Origin of the sequence: Leptolyngbya sp. FACHB-261 (assembly GCF_014696065.1) — a bacterium.
Classification (GTDB): Bacteria; Cyanobacteriota; Cyanobacteriia; order FACHB-261; family FACHB-261; genus FACHB-261.
The window spans coordinates 31,318-50,942 of the sequence record NZ_JACJPL010000011.1 but is presented as its reverse complement, the minus strand read 5'-3'; the positions used below and the strand labels follow the sequence as shown (position 1 = coordinate 50,942).

Sequence of the window (19,625 nt, the reverse complement as noted above, 5' to 3'; positions counted from 1 at the left end):
TGCTGTTAGAGAGAATTTAAGTTTTGCTTATTTGTGGTTTTGACTGCGATGATTCGGCTGATTCGTTAGTAGCTGAGATTGGCTTTCAGTTGATAGCCCTTTGGAAAAATTGCGGCTCTGCGCATCACTGGCAAGTCAAGCAACTAACTCGCAGTCACTGAAGAGCCAAGCCTGAGAAGCGAGCAGCGTTGTCTTGTCAGCACTGAATGAAAGCGCTCTTGACTTTGGTTGGAGAGATATTTCGAGCAGCCTCAAACGGCCTGGCTCCGTTGTAGAGGCAGCACCTTACACCTCAGAGGGTGAGTTATGATAGCCAGTTGCGATCCTTAAAAAATTTTAGAGCGTAGGTCGGTTGTAATTATGGGCAAGCAACGGTGGCTGATCGCCCTGATCCTGGCCATTTTGATTGGGTCAGTGGCAATCATTGCACGGCTACCGATTCGGTTAGGGCTAGACCTTCAGGGTGGTTCTCAAATCACGCTTCAGGCCAGGACCACGCCGCAGGTGCCAAAACTCACCCCAGAAGTGATGGAGGGGGTGAAGTCGGTAATGGAGCAACGGGTTAACGGGCTTGGGGTCACTGAAGCGTCGATCCAGCTCAGTGGCAACGATCAATTGCTCGTCCAATTGCCGGGCGTCAAGGACCCAGATGAGGCTGAGCGGGTTTTGGGCGGTACAGCCCAGCTAGAATTCCGTCGCCAGAAACCTGGTACTGAAGCCGAGTTTCGAGCCTTAGCTCAAATTCGTGCCGAGCTTCAAGCTCAGCAGGAGAGCCTACGGGCCAGCAAGAACGAGACGGCAATTCAAGAGAACCGAGAAGCCCTTCAGAAGAACGGTGAGTCTTTCCTGAACCTATTCGAGTCGATTGGCCTGAGTGGTAAGAATTTGACCGGAGCTAGAGCAGTAGCACCGAGCCAAGGTCAGACTTGGAGCGTTGCGATTGAGTTCGACGCAGAAGGCGGTCAAAAATTTGCCCAACTCACCAAAGAGATTGCAGGCACAGGCCGCTCCATTGGCATTTTTCTAGACAACCAGCCGATCAGCTACCCCATCGTTGACGCTCAGTATGCCACTACTGGCATTAGCGGAGGACGAGCTGAGATCAACGGTCGCTTTACCACTGAAGAAGCCGCCGCTTTGTCGATTCAACTCCGGGCGGGGTCGCTGCCGGTGCCAGTTCAAGTAGTAGAAAACCGCACAGTCGGAGCAACGCTGGGAGCAGACAGTATTCGGGCCAGCCTCTGGGCAGGCATTGGCGGCCTGACCTTGGTGTTGATCTTTATGGTGGCCTATTACAAGCTGCCCGGCCTGATTGCCGACTTGGCTCTAGTGATTTACGCCCTGATGACCTTTGCCATCTTTGTGCTGCTGGGAGTCACACTCACACTACCGGGCATTGCTGGATTTATTCTCAGCATTGGTATGGCGGTAGACGCTAACGTGCTGATTTTTGAGCGCATGAAAGAGGAGCTACGAGCTGGCAAAACGCTCTATCGCTCAGTCGAAGCAGGATTTTCCCGCGCCTTTTCCAGCATTCTGGACGGTAACGTCACTACCTTGATTGCCTGTGCAGCCTTGTTCTGGCTCGGCGCAGGCTTAGTTAAAGGTTTCGCCCTGACGCTGGGTTTGGGCATCGGTGTGAGCATGTTCACAGCGCTCACCTGTAGCCGCACATTTCTGCTGACTGCACTGACCCTACCAGAACTACGCAAGCCTGAACTATTTGGAGTCCCTAAGGGCAAGCCAGCTAGCAGCACCGGAGGAGGAGCCGCATGAGCATTCAGGTCATCAAGAATCGAAATATTTGGTGGACTGTGTCTGCCATCCTGACCGTGCTGGGTTTGATTGCCAACATTGTCAGTTGGACCCAATTCGGTGCACCCCTACGTCCCGGTATTGACTTCACAGGCGGTACGCGCCTGCAACTAGAGCTTAAATGTGCTCAACCGGGTAACTGTGGTGACCCTATTGATATCACCAAAGTGCGTGAGGTCATGGAAGCTGAAGGCTATGGCAGCAGCATCATTCAGCTCACTGGTAGCGATAACCGAGGCGTATTGGTGCGTACCCCACCGCTTAGCTTAGAGAAGCGTCAGGAGGTTCAACAAAAGTTACAGCAAGCCGTTGGCGAATTTGACCCTGCTCAATCTCAGATTGAAGTAGTGGGTCCTTTGTTAGGCAGCCAATTGTTGACACAGGGATTGCTGGCTTTGATCCTGTCGTTTGCGGGCATCATCGTTTACCTGAGTCTGCGCTTTCAGTTTGACTACGCCTTTTTTGCCATCGTTGCGCTTTTGCACGATGTACTGATTACCACTGGCCTGTTTGCATTCCTGGGGCTCGTGTTCAGTAAGGAGGTCGATAGCTTATTTATCGTGGCGTTGCTCACGATTGTCGGTTTCTCCGTGAATGACACGGTCGTGATCTACGATCGCATCCGCGAGAACTTAACGCTGCCTAGTAGTACCAACAAGTCCTTTGGGCAAATTACAGATGAATCGGTGAACCAAACCCTGGCTCGCTCGATTAACACCTCGCTGGCTGCGACCTTACCCCTGATTGCCATCTATTTCCTGGGGGGGCCAACGCTCAAAGATTTTGCGCTGGCTTTGATCCTTGGCTTTCTATGTGGGGCTTACTCCAGCATCTTCATTGCCAGTACCCTGGTAGCTTGGTGGCGTGAACGACAAGATGGTACGCCCACAGCTTCGGTAGGCTCAGAGCCCAGTGACCAACCCGCTAGCTAGGCTTGGCCCCGGCTACCCTAGCAAGGGCAAATTGGGCAGGTAGAGTTATGGGCACTAAGTCCTGCCTGCCCCTAGTTGGCTTGTGATGGGAGCAGTACTGTTTCTGCTTCTGGAACCGTGATCAACAAGGGCGAATACCCCAAAGCTTGCAGCCGACTGGCGAGCGTATTAGCTCCAGCCGCCTCACGGAACTGGCCAGCCACAATTACAGACTGCTCCTGGAAAGTGTCGAGGTAGGCATCGGGTACTAGACCTTGGACCCGACGCAGATTAGCTCGTAATTCGCCTACCGTTTGGGTATCGGGTACCAGCACGGCTACTCGAAAACTAGCCGGTTGGCGACGAATGACCAGGGGGCTCAGACCGGACCGTGCTAAGCGAGAGGTCTGTTGCGAAGCGTTGCTCAAGTCTCGGTAAACGCCTGCGAAAATTACTGGTTGGCCTTGATAACTGCCCCGGTAGGCAGAACTATCCAGCCCCTGAGCTGTACGCAGAGCAGTATCGGAAGTCTGGGTGACAATCACCTGATAAACCGCACCGGCTGGAGTAGCGGGGGATAGCGTTGCAGGGGATTGGACCGGAGTAGGACTAGGCGATGGCGTAGGCCTAGCCTGAGGCTGGGCTAACGCAGACTGAATTGTTATCAACAAGACTAACCCTGGGGTTAAATTCAGCACCCTTTGGCGCAGCCAGTAGCCCCAGTGAGACCAGCGATTCATCATTGCACAGAGAAAAGTTGCACTAAATTGCACTAACTAAACTGCACTAAAAGCAGCAGGGAACGTATGTCTCAGCCTCTACGTCGGGAGTAACCAGTTCTGGGGGATTTCCTCAGTTCAGACTGACAGTATAGTCAAGAGCATACGCCTTTCAGGTCAGATCGCAGGAGAGTTTGCTGTGTCCCGAACATTCATTCGGTCCGGTACCGTCGTAGGACTGGTAGGAGGTTTGATCCTCGGCCTGTCAGGGGTGGGAGAAGCTCAGGCGCAGAATTCACAGCCTGCGCAAGCTCCCCGTCCGGCCCAAAACAATCAGCAGCGCCCAGCGCCGAACAACTCTCAGCAGCGCCCGGCACAGACGCCTCAACAGGCCGGACAACCTCTAAGCGAGACCCAGGTATTGCAGCGCTTTGAAGTGGTGCCGGTGTTTACCGTGACCGACAATAACGGCGCACCGATCACCGCATCCTCCCCGCAGGTCGCCAATGGCGCTCAGATTGCCACTTTCTTCTTGAGCTATCAGGATGCTCAGACGGCGCTGACCCAGATTCGTAGCAACAATCCGACCATCGGCAACCAGGCCAAGATTCAGCCGATTTCGATGAGTCGGGCATTGCAAATCATCCGTCAGCAAAATCAGCAAAATCCGCCCCAGCAGGGTCAGGCTAATGCTCAGCGCCCCGGCAACGCAGGTCAAGCCAATGCTCAGCGTCCTGCACGTAACCAAGGCAACGCTCAAGGAAATGCCCAACGGCCTGGTAACCAGGCTCAAGCAGGGCAACCCGATCTGGTCTTCCAGTTCTGGCCCCGTGAAGAAAACGTGCAATCGGCACTGACAATTCTGCGCACTGACGGTCAGCAAGTCGAACAGTTTCCTGGCGTGCCGCTGTTTTATCTAGTTGGAGGCCGCCAGAACAATCAGGGCTTGCTCACCCTTCAGCAAGACGGACGGGAAGTCATTCCCTTCTTCTTCGACCGGCAAGATGCGCAGGCCCTACTGGAGCGCCTGCGCCAGCAACAACCAGACCTGGCAACCGCTGCGGAAATAGAGGTCACCAGCTTGAGCCGCGTGATCGGTTCGATGCTAGACCGCAATGCTGCGGCAGAATCAAGCCGGATTTCCTTTGTGCCCTCCCGCCAGGCATTGGAATCAGTTCGTTCGCTGCAAGGGACGCCAGGGCAGGGCCAGGGACAATCGGGCCAGCGTCCGGCTCAACCTGCCCAAGGGGCAGGACAAGCTCGTCCTAACCAGGCTCAACCGGCCCGTCCTAACCAGGCCCAACCAGCTCGGCCTTCAGGTCAGCAGCCTGCTCAACAACCCACTCAGCCCCGTCCTGCTACGCCTTGAGCAGCCAAGCGCAGCCTCAGACTCAGGACTTCTGGCAATGGTATGACCAAGCCCAGCAGCAAGCTAGGGCATTGGGTATCCCCACTGCCGAGCTGGACTGGTTGCTTCGGGAACTAGCTGGCTTGGATCGGTTGAGCCTGAGGTTGCGACCCTCGCTCCAGCATCTGTCGTCGTCAGAGTTCGACCACCTCTGGCAGCGGCGTCTACAGGAGCGGATTCCTGTTCAGTATTTAGTTGGACGCGTGTCTTGGCGGGATTTTGAGCTACGAGTAACTCCAGCGGTGCTGATTCCACGACCAGAGACGGAGCTGCTTGTCGATTTAGCTGCCGCTCGCGCCCACAGCGGCGAAACCTGGGCTGATTTAGGCACCGGCAGTGGGGCGATTGCGCTCGGTCTCGCCCGCTTACAACTGGGGCTAAAGCTGGTTGCCACAGATATTAGTGAGGTTGCTCTCGCTATAGCCCAAGAGAACGCCAAACGACTAGGCTCTACGGTGGAACAGCAGGTGCAGTTCTACCAGGGCAATTGGTTTGAGCCTTTGAGCAGGTTGAACAAGCCTTTAGACGGCATGATGTCGAATCCTCCCTACATTCCCGCTGCCGAAGTTCTGCAACTGGAACCGGAAGTACGTCAGCACGAACCTCATCTAGCGCTTGACGGCGGACCCGATGGCTTATCTGCCTTCAGGCAGCTCGTACAGGAGGCACCGTCATATTTGCGACCGGGTGGGCATTGGCTAGTGGAAGTGATGGCAGATCAAGCGGCCAGTGTTGCCCAGCAGTTAGCGGCCAGTAGGTGTTACACAGACATTCAGACTTACCCGGACTTGGCAGGCATTGAGCGTTTTGTGGGGGCTGTGTGCTGTCATTCGCGGTGGGAGGCTCATTGATGCGACGAGAGATTGCCTGTACTGCTGGCTGGATCTGGATCCTGTTGGCAAGTTGCACGCCTAGAGGGGAACTCACCAGCACAACCACTTGTGACGCAGCAACGGCTTTGGCGACCTATACCTGGCGAGTGGAGTACTACACCGACCGTAACAGCGGTAAACAGAACGCCTCTCGAACAGAAGATTTCGCCCGTATCAGCCTGTTGAACCGCAATGCGGAACGACCGCAGGGTGCTGTTACAGGCCCTGATGACGAGGGAGTTTGGTGGCCCGAACTACCACCCCGCCCTTCTGCCGAGGTTATGGATCAGGAGCTCCGAGCTCAGGAGCAACATGAGCCTCCCAGCTTACAGCGCAGTGTAGATTACCGGCTGAGCTGTACCGATGGAGAACTCAGCACTGATGCTCGGACTTATCGTCAAGCTGCCAAATCCCTGCGAGCCGCAGAAACCGTTCAAGCTCGTTATAGTCTGGATCGGATTCTAGCTTTAGAGTCACCTGCAGCTGGAGATATCGCTGGAACGAGCCCTGATGACACCAATCAAGGCAACGATGACGGCAACAATACTGGGCCAGATAATTCTGGGCCCAATAACGATAACAGCCGCACGAATTCATCCCGAAGCCGTGCCGATGCCCCAAATGCTCAGCCAAGCACTCTCTATGTTGATATCTCGAACGGCAGCGATCAGGGAGATGGCACAGAGCAACAGCCTTTAAAAACAATTACTCAGGCGCTCGGTCAGGCCAAGGCAGGAACGACGATCCAGCTTGCACCAGGTACCTACAGCCCCGACACCGGTGAGATGTTTCCCCTACAGCTCAAATCCGGCGTGACTTTGCGTGGGGATGAGGCGTTTCGAGGCAAGGGCTTTGTGATCACGGGTGGCGGTCGATTCTTAAGTCCCACCTGGGCTAGGCAAAATATCACCGTGCTAGCCGTTGAGGGGTCCAAGCTTCTGGGAGTTACCCTAAGCAACCCTAATACACGAGGTTCAGCAGTCTGGGTGGAAACAGGCTCGCCAGTCTTGGAACGCAATACCTTCACCGGTAGCCACCGCGAAGGGGTGTTTGTCTCTGGCAACGCGACCCCAACCTTGAAGTCCAACACCTTTGAAGACAATGGTGGCAATGGGGTCTCCTTTACCCGTGATAGCGGCGGCTTAATGACAGGTAATCTGGTGCGCAATACAGGTTTTGGGGTTGCGATTGGTGATCAAGCCGCTCCCAAGCTGATCAACAATCAGATTTTGAAAAACCGGGATGGCGTTGTGATTTCTGGGGAAGCTCAGCCGAGCTTGAGTCAGAATACAGTCGCTGACAACGAGCGGGATGGCATTGTTGTCACCAATAGTGCTCAGCCACAGCTGCAACAAAATCGGCTGAGTCAAAACGGTCAGTACGACCTCAACAACAATACCGGCACTGCTCTAAGCATGGACGGTACTGAATTGAGTGGACTCAAGGTGCAAGGTCCCGTCAATTAAAGCTCGTAAACTGAGAGAACGCGATCAGGAAGAAAGGATATGGCCCGCAGTGACAAACGGGATCAACGCAACGCTGCCGGGGAGCGCGTTGTCTACAGCGAATCCAATCACTATCAAAACGAGGCAGCCCAAGCCAGACCGACACCCGAACTACCCCCCAATCAACAAAACCTGCGTATTGAAGCCAGCCGTAAGGGGCGAGGTGGCAAAACAGTGACGCTAGTGACAGGCTTCGTTAGCAAACCAGAAACACTAGAAAAACTGCTCAAACAACTAAAAGCTCAATGTGGAACAGGGGGCACGCTTAAGCAAAGTGAGAAAGGGCCTGAGCTAGAAATCCAGGGCGACCACCGGCCAAAAGTCTTGCAATTTCTAACTGCTCAAGGCTACAAAGCTAAGCTATCAGGCGGTTGAGCCCGTCAAATCAACCTGTTAGATTAACCCGTTCAAGCAAGTTGGGCTTAAATGGGCAAATAAACGGGCAAATAAATAGGTAAAAGCTGGAGACAAATAAACTCAGTCTCTTTGAAGCTTCGGAATGGCAGAACGCCGCAAGACCTTGCTGCCAAAATCCAACTCCAAGATCCTCTTTCAGCTTTGACTTAATTTCTGTCTCTAGTCAGAGGCGTCATCTTAATATTTTCTTTACTATCACCACACTTATTGGTTTTTCACCTCTGAGGGTTGAGTGTTTGAACAGCTGAGTTCATTCGCTAACTTTCAGGATCAGTAAAGGAGATTCAAGTATGCGGATTGCCCAGATTGCGCCTCTATGGGAGCGTGTCCCTCCCCCAGGTTATGGAGGTGTCGAGCTTGTGGTAGGCCTGCTAACTGATGAACTAGTGCGTCGTGGCCATGAAGTTACCCTCTTCGCCTCGGGGGATTCAGCCACCCGTGCCCAACTTTGTTCGGTCCATCCCCGCGCCTTACGCTTGGATCCTGAAGTAAAGGAATACAGCGTTTACGAGATGATGCAGTTGTCGCGGGCCTATGGACAAGCGAGTGAATTCGATGTGATTCACAGCCATGTTGGCTATGCCGCAATGCAGCTCGCGGAGTTTGTAAACACGCCTACTGTGCATACTTTGCACGGTGTTTTTACACCCGATGGCGAACGCTTATTCAAGCAATTCTCACACCAAGCTTTTCTGACTATTAGCGAGGCACAGCGAGAGCCACGCCTAGGTCTGAACTACATTAGTACGGTTTATAACGGCATTGATCCTGATGCTTATCCATTCCGAGCTGCGCCCCAAAACCCACCTTACCTAGCTTTTGTTGGACGCATTTCGCCTGAGAAAGGTCCTCACCTAGCCATTCAGGTAGCTAGAGAAGCAGGCTTACCCTTACTAATGGCAGGCAAGGTGGATGCAGTCGATCGCGATTACTATCACGATGTCATTCACCCCTTAATTGACGGCAAGCAAATTACTTATTTGGGTGAAGTCACGCATCAAGAAAAAGCCGAGTTGCTGGGCGGTGCTTTGGCAACCCTATTCACGATTACCTGGCGCGAACCATTCGGCCTAGTCATGGTGGAATCAATGGCCTGCGGCACACCCGTATTGGCAATGCGTATGGGTTCCGCTCCAGAGGTTATTGCTCATGGCAAAACAGGCTTCTTGGTGAACGACCCGCAGGAAATGGTGGACCTGATTGAGCCGACCAGCCGCCTAAGCCGAAGCACTTGTAGAGAGCATGTCTTGTCTCGCTTCTGTGTTCGCAGCATGGTAGATGGCTACGAGGCGGCCTATCGTCAGGTGATCGCTGAACGGGCAGAGCGGAATGGCAAGCTGAGCAGCCCACCCGTTACGCAGAGCTGACATCAGCGCTTAGCCCCTGTCTTAATTTCCCGCTAAATCCAGGTAGATTGGTGGGGTTGGCTCTACTGCCGTCCCACCCTTGGCTGAAACACTACTCAATGCCTATGCGCCCCTGCTCCTGTGGATGGGGCTAGGGCTTTTGCTGCTTCGCCTGCTGCCAGCTCAACTTCCTCGCCTGCTAGGCCGTGGCCTGTATTGGGTGGGCGTACCTCTGCAAATCTTAGCGTTGGCCCGTCAGACCGACTTCTCAGGCAGCATCTGGTTACCACCATTAATTACGGTTGGAGTGCTGTTGCTGGGTTTGGGCTTGGTGTTACTGGGCTTACAGATGGTTGGCCGTCTGGCCCCCAAATGGTTATCTCCCCCAACTCCAAATCGGTTGGAGCATCAAGACCTGACCTTGAGCCTAAACCCGCTCCAGCTAGACTCCCCTCAAACTGAACCGAGTGCAGCTGCAAGGCGGGGCAGCTTAGTCCTATCTTCAATTCTGGGCAATACCGGCTTTGTTGGCTTGGGCATCGCGCCTTCGCTGGTTGCTGACCCTTATTTAGGCTGGCTGGTGCTCTATAGCGTGACTCACAACGTCATCGGCAGCTATGGTATGGGCGTGTTTATCTCCAGCTACTTTGGTCGGCCTCGGACCGGTGGTCATTGGTGGTGGCAACTACGGGATGTGCTGACTGTCCCTTCGCTGTGGGCGTTTACATTTGGCTGGCTTAGCCGCACCTGGATTTTTCCTGAAATCATTGAGTCTGGTCTGCATGCCTCGGTCGGGCTGATCATCCCCGCTGCTTTTTTGCTGACTGGCATGCGCTTGAGCCAACTACCTGGACTCAAAGGCTTGCGCATCGCCCTCTTGCCAGCAATGTTTAAGGTGGTTGTGCTACCAGGACTGACCGGTTTAGCTCTACGAGTTTGGGGGTTGCCGATGGAAGTTTGTCTAGCGCTAGTCCTGATGTCGGGGATGCCAACCGCTTTTGCTAGCTTGATTTTGGCTGAAGAATACAACCTGGACCGGGAGCTAACGGCGGGTAGCATTGCCCTGAGCACTGCTGGTGTTTTAGTGATGATTCCCGTCTGGTTAAGCCTATTTCGCTAAATTTCGCTCATCCTAACTCAGTCAAGGATTTCTTATAAGCCAGTTTATAAGTTGGCTTAAGTCAATCCCGTGGATTCAGCTTTTGCAATTCCCCAGTGACATAGGTGCCGATCGGTCCCCAAATCACATAGGGCACCAGGAGTAAAGCCGCTACTCCCGAAATCCGCCAGACCAGCAGGGTCAGCAACCAAACCAGCACGGTCGCGGCTCCGCCGACGATTAAACCGCCCTGCAGACTTTTGAGGCCAACCACAACTGGGTTGAAGCTAATCGTCAGGGCCGCGACCAGGAAGTAAAGCGCCATGAGCAGCATTTTCTCGGTTAAGTTCCGATCCTGCTCCCAAACGAGCATGGCGGAGATCGCGCCGCAGACAAAAATCAGGGTCCAAATAAAGGGAATCAAAGGCTCAAAAACTAGCCAGCGTGGGCGGCGCAGCTGCATAAACCAGCGGAAGTGATCTTTGGGGATTAGCAGGGAACTCACGCCACCACCACCAATCAGAATCGCTGCGGTTATACCGCCAATCACCCATCGGTCAATCACACTGCCTCCTGGCTTCCCTTCTGATGAAAGGCAGTGTAGGAGGTCGTATTCCTGCAAAGCATCAACCTAAAGCGCGAATTAGGCCGGTTTGCTAATATTCACCAGCCTAGGTCTCGCTCAGCTCGTTTTCTGAATGCTGACGCTAAGTTTCTGAAGCGATTCTGCAATCGGCAAGGCAAAACCCAGACCCTCAACACCACGACCTGCGACTTTTTCCGTGACAATACCAATCACAGCACCTTGTTTATTGAGCAAAGGACCGCCACTATTGCCGGGATTAATCGCAACATCGGTTTGAATCAAATCGCGCTGCTCAAGGGTGCGAATGCCACTGACGATACCTCGGGTCACCGTATTAGAAAACGCGAGAGGATGGCCAATGGCAACCACATCTTCTCCCACCTTGACTGACGTTTCAGTGCAGATAGGCAAGCTTCTAAGATTGCTGGCCTCACCCTTTAGCTTGAGCAAAGCAACATCGGTGCGCGGATCGACTGCAACCACTTGGGCACTTTGCGTAGAGCCGTCGTAAAGATCGACCTGAACTGAAAAGGATGAACCAACCACATGGTGATTGGTGAGCAGTAAGCCGGAGGAATCAATAAAAAAGCCGCTGCCTCTGACCTCTGGGGTGCGAATTCCCACAATCGATGGAATTGAACGGCCCGCAATTTGCTCAATAGTCAGTGCTGTATCAGCACAGGTAGAAGGCCTAATATTGTAGGCAACGTTCACTTCTGAACTCACTGTTTGCCACTGTTCTGACGCTTGTTTCAGAGCTGTTTCTAGGGCTGCCTCCGCTAAGAAAGCTTTGAAACTATTGCGAACTGCTTCGTAGGTAGCGGCCGGATTATCAACGCCAGAAACCTTAGCTTTACCGACTGTTTCTCGATTGGCAATTACTCGATTGGTTTCACGGTCGAGCACTTCCCAACGAATGGTTCTCTGGTCTTCCGTATTGCTAGCAAACCAGGAGCTATACGAGTTGAACTGAACGTCAGTGATCGTGCCACCTAATAGAAAACGGGCCGGGATATCATCGGTTGAAACTTGGTCGGCAAACACAGAATGACCGTGGGCGCCGGCCACAGCATAACCGGCTTGAACCAACTCATCTTCTAGCTCACGCCGGAACGCGGCTTCCAACGACTCGTCCAGGCGTCCGGCAGCGGTGTAGCGCTCATTTAAGCCTCGAAATAACCCCTGATAGTGGCCCCCGACCACTATTCCAGGTAATAGCCCAGAGCGAATCCGCGTAACGCTGATTTTGGTACTGGGAGCACGAACCGCAATCGCAGTCGAACTAAACGTCTCCCCATAGGCAGCCAGCGGAGCCAGCAGTAGGAACACTAAGGCAACCAACACACTCCAAATCTTCAGTTTGTTCTCATCAGGCATAGGGGAGTCGCCAAGCTTTCAAGGTTGTCAGAATCTATTCAGAATTCCCCTGGTGCAGAAGTAGCGCACAGCACAAAGACAGCTCACCCAGGGAGATCCCTCCGCAGCAAAATGATTTCATTGCGCAGAACTTGTGCCTGTTCCGAGTCGCCAAGCTGCTCAGCCAAACGCAACGCCTGGGCAAAGGCAGTCAGAGCTGCGGGCAGGTTGTTCAAAGCGCGTTGAGTTGCACCAATGTTAGACAAGATGCCAACCTGGTCAGTCAAATTATTGCGGCTGCGCGCCTGTGCTAGGGCCTGCTGGTAATAATCCAGGGCTTCGGTGTAATTTCCCAGACCCATGTAGGCAAGGCCAATGCAATTGAGGCAGGTGCCGACCTGATCGAGATCGCCCAAGGCCCGCCCAATCGCCAGACCTTGCTGAAAATAGCGCAAGGCTTCATTGAGCTGATTAGTTTCTTTGTAGATGAAGCCCAGGTTGTTTAGCAGCGTTCCTTCCCAGGCCCGGTCTTTTAACTGGCGGGCGAGCTGAAGCGCTTGCTGATATGTATTGATCGCTTGAGCATACTGTCCTAACAGGGCATAAGTCTGCGCAGTACTGGTAAGGATGGCACCGCGTAGCAGGGGGTTGTTCAGATTGGCGGCAAGGTTTAACGCCTGCTGGTGAACGGTGAGCGCTTCTTGATAGCGCTCCATCTCCAGGTAAGTCCGTCCTAGAAGAAATTGTGCCGCTGCCTCTAGCTGAGGGTCCCCCTGCTGCCCCAGTTGACGAATCGCCTGATTGAGCAGTGCCTCAGCCTGAACGGGTTGCCCCTGTTGCAGTTGGACCACAGCCTGATCTACCAAGTCAGCAGCAGGCGAAGCGGCCTGAGGCACGGCGCCGACGGAGAGTTCCAGACCCACTAGAATCGCCAAGGGGAAGCCCAGCCGGACCATCCAGCGGTGCATAGATTAAGTTCTCCTAAACCCCAGCTCAGGGGAAAGTTCTATGCTGATCCACAGCATCCGCCCATCCAGATCCGGCAAAACTGGCAAGAGATATTCGGTGCAACCCTGTTGTCTTTGTTACAGCAGTGCCCTGTGGACCAGTCTGTGAGCCAGTCCACGGGCCAGTCTGCGAACCAATCTATGAGCCAGTGGAGGCAGCCTCAGGGCAGTTCTACCGAGGTCGGCTTCGAGATGTGGGGCAAACCCCAGCCCAATTTCTCGCGAAGTACTCGGAAGAACTCAGGTTTTTGGAGTCGGATAAAGCAGGCAGGATAAGGAGACTGCGCAATCTCAATCCGGTCATTCGGCAGCACATAACAGCCACCGTTACCATCAACTACCATAACTAGCCGATGTCGGTTAGCCGGGTAAATCTTCACCGTCTCGGTATTGGCAAAGACCAACGAACGCGAGGCCAGCGAGTGTGGACAGATGGGCACTAACTGCATGACCGGAATACCCGGAGTGATCACAGGCCCCCCTGCCGAGAGTGCATAGGCCGTAGAGCCGGTGGGTGTCGAGATAATGACGCCATCAGCAGCAATATCAACCGGGGCATGGGAGCCAATTGCCACCTCAAAGTGGCACATACTGGTCAACGGCTCCCGGTGCAGCACCATCTCATTGAGCGACAGTGCCTCCCAGAGCAGTGTGTCATCGCGGTACAGACGCACTGACATCATCGTGCGTTGCTCGACGATGTAACGGTTTTCGAGGACTTCTTTGATCGCCTCCTGCAAGTGCGGTAGATAGGTTTCGGTCAAGAAACCCATGTGGCCAGTGTTGATCGCCAGCACCGGCAGCTTGCAGGGAGCGACCTGGCGGAAGGCGGACAGCACAGTACCGTCGCCACCTAGCGCGATCGCGAAGGCTAAGCCGTCATCGAAGCCTGGGGGCACAAGGCTTTCGATCGGCGTGTGGCAAACTGGGCTCTCCGGTCGAGCGTAGCCCAAGATGCCACCCCACCCAGTGGTCGTCCGAACCTCCCAGCCCAAATCTGAGAGCCAGGTGATTAGCTCCTGCGTGGCGCGCTCGGCGCTCGGCTTGGAGTCGTTGTAGATGATGCCTGCCTTCGGCACATTGCAAACCCTATAGGAGGGAAGATCAGGGTATTGAGAAACATAACATTGATTAAGGTCCGAGCGGGCAGAAGCGATAGGAAGCCCAAACTGAGTAGCGAAGAAACTGCCTAGTCAAAAATCTTGATGAGCACCGACTCGGGGGTAACGCTCGGTACTACACTGAAAATGCGTGCCTTGCGGCCCCAGATCCTGACCTCTCCGCAACGGATAAAGCTCGCTCACCCGAATAACCCTAAGGAACTATGGCTGTAGCAACCCAATCCCTTGAACAGCTTTGCATCAATACCATTCGGTTCTTAGCTGTCGATGCAGTAGAGAAAGCAAACTCCGGTCACCCGGGATTGCCGATGGGTGCTGCACCCATGGCCTTTGTCCTCTGGGATAAGTTCCTAAAGTTCAACCCTCACAATCCAAAATGGTCTGACCGCGACCGCTTTGTCTTATCGGCAGGCCACGGTTCGATGCTTCAGTATGCGCTGCTGCACTTGGCAGGCTACGACCTAAGCCTGGACGACCTCAAGCAATTCCGGCAGTGGAAGTCCAAGACACCCGGTCACCCAGAAAACTTTGAAACGCTTGGGGTCGAAGTCACCACAGGTCCCTTGGGCCAAGGTGTGGGCAATGGCGTGGGCCTTGCCATTGCGGAAGCTCATCTCGCGGCCCGCTTCAACAAGCCTGGCCATAGCATTGTCGATCACTACACCTATGTCATCCTGGGCGATGGCTGCAACATGGAAGGTGTGGCGTCGGAAGCAGCTTCGCTGGCTGGGCACTTAAAGCTCGGCAAGCTGATCATGCTCTACGACGACAACCATATTTCAATCGATGGCAGCACCGATCTGGCCTTCACCGAAGATGTAGGCAAGCGCTACGAAGCCTACGGTTGGCATGTGAGTCGGGTTGCAGATGGCAACGAAGATCTAGCGGGCATCCAGAAGGCAATCGACGAAGCCAAGTCGATCACTGATAAGCCCTCGTTGGTCATTGTTACGACCACGATTGGTTACGGTGCCCCTAACAAAGCTGGTACGTCTGGGATCCACGGTTCGCCTCTGGGCAAGACCGAAGTGCCCGCTGCCAAGCAAAATCTGGGCTGGCCCGAAGAGCCCACTTTTTATGTGCCTGAAGATGTCAAGAACTACTTCGGCAAAGCAGTCGAGCGTGGCGCCAATGCAGAAGCTGAGTGGCAAAAGCGGTTTGACGCTTATGCGGCTGAATATCCAGAACTAGCTGCTGAGTACAAGCGCGTTCTAGCAGGTGAGCTGCCCTCAGGTTGGGAAGAAGCCCTCAAGCCGGTGACTGAGAAGGCGGATGCTACGCGTAACCTCTCTGGCTTCTGCCTCAACGCTTTGGCTCCCGCGGTGCCTGAACTGTTAGGCGGCTCGGCAGACTTGGCCCACTCCAACATGACCTACCTCAAGGGCATTGAGGACTTCCAGCCTGGCAGCTACGACGGTCGCAACTTCCGCTACGGTGTGCGCGAGCACGGTATGGGCGCGGTGCTCAATGGCATGGCGCTGCATGGCGGCACGATTCCTTACGGTGCTACCTTCCTGGTGTTCAGCGATTACATGCGGGCGGCAATCCGCCTGTCGGCTCTGTCTCAGGTCCGCGTGCTCTACATCATGACCCATGACTCGATTGGTCAGGGTGAAGATGGTCCGACGCACCAACCGATCGAGCACATCGCTTCACTGCGGGCGATTCCGAACCTGGTAGTGCTTCGTCCTGCCGACGCTAATGAAGTCGTCGGAGCCTACCACGTGGCTCTGACCAATCCTAAGCGCCCGACTCTCTTGGCTCTCACCCGTCAAAAGGTAGCCAACATTGCAGGAACCTCGGTGGAAAACACCCTCAAGGGTGGCTACATCGTGGTGGACGAGGCCAATCCCGAGCTGATTCTGATCGCGACTGGCTCTGAGCTGGAGATCACCGTTAAGGCTGCCGAAGCACTCAAGGGCGAAGGCAAGAAAGTCCGTGTGGTTTCACTGCCCTCATGGGAACTGTTTGAAGATCAACCCAAGGAGTACCGTGACTCGGTGCTACCTCCCAACGTCAAGAAGCGGGTTTCGGTGGAAGCGGCCTCTAGCTTCGGTTGGGCCAAGTACACAGGTGATGAAGGGGCAAACGTCAGCATCGACACCTTCGGCGCTTCGGCTCCCGGCTCTATCTGCATGGAGAAGTTCGGCTTCACCGTTGATAACGTGGTTGCCACTGCTAAGAAAGTGCTTGGCTAGGTTCTAGTCTCAAGGCAAAATTCGAAGCCCCCACCTGGGGGCTTTTTGCTGCGCTCATATTTCGTTTTGTGATCTAGCAGTCATTCCAGAAGGTTTCTGGTAGTAATGATGGGTATCCGAAGGATGCTCGATACCGTATAGCCAGTGATAGTCATGCTAGATCTATCGACCAAGAGTAGGCAGCCTGTATCGAAACCTGTATCAAAGCAACTGCAACTGCTAGTCATTATCTTGTTAATCTTGGGTATCTTCTTCCGATTTGTGCATCTCGATCGGAAAGTTTACTGGATTGACGAGAACTTTACCTCCTTAAGAATTGCTGGTTATACGGAACCAGAAGTTATCCAAGAATTACGCGACAAGCGCGAGGTTAGCACCGAAGATTTATTGAAGTATCAACGTCTTAATCCTGAAAAAGGAATGGTTGATACGCTGAGAGGACTAGCAATTGAAGAACCTCAGCATACACCACTTTATTTCGTGCTGATTCGGCTGTGGACACAGTGGTTTGGCAATTCCGTAACGGCAACCAGAAGCCTGTCAGCGCTGATTAGCTTACTGGCTTTTCCCTGCATTTATTGGCTGTGTCGAGAATTGTTTGACTCCCCAGCAGTGGCATGGGTAGCTGTGGGCCTGTTAGCCATTTCGCCTTTCCATGTACTATACGCTCAGGAAGCTCGCCCCTACAGTTTGTGGACAGTCACAACTTTACTGTCTAGTGTTGCCTTACTACGAGCAATACGACTTCAAACTAAACTCAGCTGGGGAATGTATGCAATAGCGATGGCCTTAGGGCTTTATTCGTTTCTCTTTTCAGTACTGGTTAGCTTGAGCCACGGGATCTATGTATTGGCTCTAGAAGGTTTTCGTTTAACTAAAACGGTGACCGCTTATATTCTTGCATCATTGGTGGGAGCCTTAGCATTTCTTCCCTGGGTTTTGGTGGCTTTCTCCAACCGCTCTAGCATCAAGGGAATGACATCTTGGGCCTATACACCAGCCAGTCTAGAGGCGATGGTTAAATCTTGGATGCTTAGCCTTAGCCGTATCTTCTTCGACTGGGATCGGGGCTGGTGTTTCCCTGTAGATAGCCGCCATTGTCGCTATCTTCTAAACTTTCGTGATCCTCTGCTTTATTTGATTGTTCCAATCGTAATTTTAGTTAGCTATTCAATCTACTTTCTCTGCCGCGGAGCGCCCAAACGAGCCTGGTTATTTATTTTGGCCCTAATAGGAGTTACAGCGTTAGCTTTAATCCTGCCAGATTTGGTTTCAGGGGGACAGCGCTCGGGCATGACTCGGTATTTCATTCCTTGCCTGCTAGGCATCGAGTTGGCTGTTGCCTACTGCATTGCTACGCAAATCAAGCTCAGTTCTGGCAAGAGGTGGCAGCAGAAGTCGTGGCAGATCGGCCTGGTTGTTCTATTCTCGGTTGGCGTTTTGTCTTGTGCAGTGAGTTCTCCAGCAGAGACCTGGTGGACCAAAATTCACAACTATGACACCTACTCAATCAGTCGCATTATTAACAAGGTTGATCGCCCCCTTGTAATTTTTCGAGCGACAGCCAAAGCAGGCACCCTCGGAAACTATATGATGCCTCTTGCCCATTTGCTTAAGCCGGACGTACAGTTTCAATTGCTGTTTGAGCCCAACGAAGCTCCTCAAATTCCTGCTGGCTTCAATGAGATATTCCTCTTCAAGCCTTCTGAGGAGTTACGACAGAGGCTCGAAGCAGCACAAGGCTTTAGATCAGAGCTTATCTACGAGCACGCCACTGATCTAAAACCTGGTTTTAATATGCCTGACCGACCACTCTGGAAATTGGTAAGGGAGCGAGGATAGCGTCTGGCAAACAATGACCCAATGAGGCGATCAAGCTTCTCTGGTTGTGGGCTCTGAAGGCATGGCAGGTTCTTCAAGTTGACGACTTGGCCCGCGTTTACCGAGGCTGAGCATCGCTCTTAAAGACTGGCGTAGGCGTGACCGCTGTCCTGCCTCCAATACTGACATACGTTTCAAAGTATTTTTGAGGGGATGCTTGATCAGATCGATGGTTTGTTTGATCAGATAGAAATGAAATACTGAAGCTTGTATTGCAGCAAAATTTCTGCCTTTGCAGAATAGGGCGGCTCTGCCGTTTTCTATCTTGTCTTCAAGGGCCTTGATGAGCTTTTTGTCAGCATTGAAGTCTTTGGCGAGCTGCAAAAACACTTCGGCATGAGGCAGATCATGGGCCTCGTTGATTTGCACAATTCTTGTCCAGTTACTAGGCAGCCTGTCTGGAAAGGTTGTTGCTTTGTCTAAATCTCCAGAAATCACTAAAGGCAGCATCGTTCTCACACATTTCGGACAGGTGCCGCAATTATTCATCCCGCCTGCGTTGTTGGTACACACCCTTAGATGTTTCATAGCTAGAGGCGCTTTGGCCAAGGAGTAGATAATTTTCTCAGACCTTTGTGCCTCTGAACCGTCATGCACGACGTTCGTTTTTTCGGTTGACCACAGATGGTCAAGCAACGGACTAGTGCCCCAAGGGAAAATATTCTTATAGAAATCCGTTGATGGAATTAGAACTGACTCCAAACCGGCGGACAAGGAAAGGGCAACTGAAGCTAAACCGGCACCATGATAATGAGGCCCCCAAGATAGCCGAAAATGATCACGGATATTGGTCTCACCGACAATACAATCTGTTCCTGTTTGATTAGCGACATCCGTGACTCTTGAAATCACCTCCTGCTCTTGGCCATGCTTATATACATGCAAAGGTCGCTCTAGACCTTTCATATAGATTAAATGAGAAAGAGCAGGGCCAGAATTATTTTTAGCATTTACATGCTTTAGCAAAGTGTAGAAAGAGTCTACGCCTAGGGAGAAAAATGAGCCCACTTTCTGACTAGAGTTCTTTTCTAGTTTCGTGAGTGACTCGGCATGAACTAGAACTTTCTTGAGGTGGGAGGGATACCACTGATGAAATATGTTTTGTATGATTTCTAAATTCCGAAAGAGTTTCTCGGAGATTGACCCTGCAATTTCTAGATTTTCACCCTTGCTCATTGCTGGTAGCAGCAAAGCAGGAACAAAAGCATCAGCGCTTTCATTTACGAAGTTTGCAAATCTTTCAGGATATTCGAAATAAAGTTCTATTTCTTGTTCAGAAGATTCTAGCTTTACGGTGCCAGCCAGCCTGACTTTGTCAGCAACAATTACTTTTTTGACATGAAGTAGCTTCATGAAATTCTTTCCAACTCTCAACTCACATTGT

The 19,625-nt window shown here is 52.9% G+C and carries 16 protein-coding genes; 10 read left to right on the top strand and 6 right to left on the bottom strand.

Annotated features, from left to right (window positions below):
- The first annotated feature begins 360 nt into the window (after window positions 1-360).
- Both secD and secF read left to right on the top strand, forming a co-directional pair.
- Window positions 361-1,776: a protein translocase subunit SecD gene (gene secD, locus H6F94_RS04930; RefSeq protein ID WP_190801125.1), complete on the top strand. Its 1,416-nt coding sequence runs from the start codon at window positions 361-363 to the stop codon at window positions 1,774-1,776.
- Entirely contained in the window at window positions 1,773-2,747 is a 975-nt protein-coding gene (secF, locus tag H6F94_RS04925; protein WP_190801124.1) for a protein translocase subunit SecF, read from the top strand. The genes secD and secF overlap by 4 nt, the downstream gene beginning before the upstream one ends.
- 71 nt (window positions 2,748-2,818) lie before the next feature.
- Here the strand turns inward: secF and H6F94_RS04920 are convergent, their stop codons facing one another.
- Window positions 2,819-3,469, bottom strand: coding sequence for a hypothetical protein (locus tag H6F94_RS04920; protein ID WP_190801123.1), 651 nt, complete (start codon window positions 3,467-3,469; stop codon window positions 2,819-2,821).
- 175 nt (window positions 3,470-3,644) lie between these two features.
- Here H6F94_RS04920 and H6F94_RS04915 point away from each other — a divergent pair, with 175 nt between their 5' ends.
- From H6F94_RS04915 to H6F94_RS04890, 6 genes are all read left to right on the top strand, one after another.
- Window positions 3,645-4,814 carry a Tic22 family protein gene (locus tag H6F94_RS04915; RefSeq protein ID WP_190801122.1) on the top strand — a complete coding sequence of 390 codons (1,170 nt, stop codon included), beginning with the start codon at window positions 3,645-3,647 and terminating at the stop codon, window positions 4,812-4,814.
- A complete protein-coding gene (gene prmC, locus H6F94_RS04910; RefSeq protein ID WP_190801121.1) occupies window positions 4,811-5,704 on the top strand; it encodes a peptide chain release factor N(5)-glutamine methyltransferase in 894 nt (297 codons plus the stop codon). Before H6F94_RS04915 ends, prmC begins: the two co-directional genes overlap by 4 nt.
- Window positions 5,704-7,191, top strand: coding sequence for a DUF1565 domain-containing protein (locus H6F94_RS04905; protein ID WP_190801120.1), 1,488 nt, complete (start codon window positions 5,704-5,706; stop codon window positions 7,189-7,191). The genes prmC and H6F94_RS04905 overlap by 1 nt, the downstream gene beginning before the upstream one ends.
- 39 nt (window positions 7,192-7,230) lie before the next feature.
- Window positions 7,231-7,605, top strand: a complete 375-nt coding sequence (locus tag H6F94_RS04900; RefSeq protein WP_190801119.1) for a translation initiation factor — start codon at window positions 7,231-7,233, stop codon at window positions 7,603-7,605.
- Between the two features lie 332 nt (window positions 7,606-7,937).
- Window positions 7,938-9,014 (top strand): glycosyltransferase family 4 protein, encoded by a 1,077-nt coding sequence (locus tag H6F94_RS04895; protein ID WP_190801118.1) that lies wholly within the window; start codon window positions 7,938-7,940, stop codon window positions 9,012-9,014.
- Between the two features lie 79 nt (window positions 9,015-9,093).
- Window positions 9,094-10,113, top strand: coding sequence for an AEC family transporter (locus H6F94_RS04890; protein ID WP_190801117.1), 1,020 nt, complete (start codon window positions 9,094-9,096; stop codon window positions 10,111-10,113).
- Between the two features lie 61 nt (window positions 10,114-10,174).
- Here the strand turns inward: H6F94_RS04890 and H6F94_RS04885 are convergent, their stop codons facing one another.
- From H6F94_RS04885 to H6F94_RS04870, 4 genes are all read right to left on the bottom strand, one after another.
- Window positions 10,175-10,657, bottom strand: coding sequence for a TspO/MBR family protein (locus tag H6F94_RS04885; protein ID WP_190801116.1), 483 nt, complete (start codon window positions 10,655-10,657; stop codon window positions 10,175-10,177).
- Between the two features lie 117 nt (window positions 10,658-10,774).
- Complete coding sequence (locus H6F94_RS04880) at window positions 10,775-12,055, bottom strand: S1C family serine protease (RefSeq protein ID WP_190801115.1); 1,281 nt, start codon at window positions 12,053-12,055, stop codon at window positions 10,775-10,777.
- An 83-nt stretch (window positions 12,056-12,138) separates the two neighbouring features.
- Window positions 12,139-13,002 (bottom strand): tetratricopeptide repeat protein, encoded by an 864-nt coding sequence (locus tag H6F94_RS04875; protein ID WP_190801114.1) that lies wholly within the window; start codon window positions 13,000-13,002, stop codon window positions 12,139-12,141.
- Window positions 13,003-13,202: 200 nt separating this feature from the next.
- Window positions 13,203-14,120 carry an NAD(+) kinase gene (locus tag H6F94_RS04870; protein WP_190801113.1) on the bottom strand — a complete coding sequence of 306 codons (918 nt, stop codon included), beginning with the start codon at window positions 14,118-14,120 and terminating at the stop codon, window positions 13,203-13,205.
- 245 nt (window positions 14,121-14,365) lie between these two features.
- Here H6F94_RS04870 and tkt point away from each other — a divergent pair, with 245 nt between their 5' ends.
- Window positions 14,366-16,360, top strand: coding sequence for a transketolase (tkt, locus tag H6F94_RS04865; protein ID WP_190801112.1), 1,995 nt, complete (start codon window positions 14,366-14,368; stop codon window positions 16,358-16,360).
- Window positions 16,361-16,513: 153 nt separating this feature from the next.
- Window positions 16,514-18,202: a glycosyltransferase family 39 protein gene (locus tag H6F94_RS04860; protein ID WP_190801111.1), complete on the top strand. Its 1,689-nt coding sequence runs from the start codon at window positions 16,514-16,516 to the stop codon at window positions 18,200-18,202.
- Window positions 18,203-18,232: 30 nt separating this feature from the next.
- Here H6F94_RS04860 and H6F94_RS04855 read toward each other — a convergent pair whose 3' ends face one another.
- Complete coding sequence (locus tag H6F94_RS04855) at window positions 18,233-19,594, bottom strand: hypothetical protein (RefSeq protein ID WP_190801110.1); 1,362 nt, start codon at window positions 19,592-19,594, stop codon at window positions 18,233-18,235.
- Window positions 19,595-19,625 lie beyond the last annotated feature (31 nt).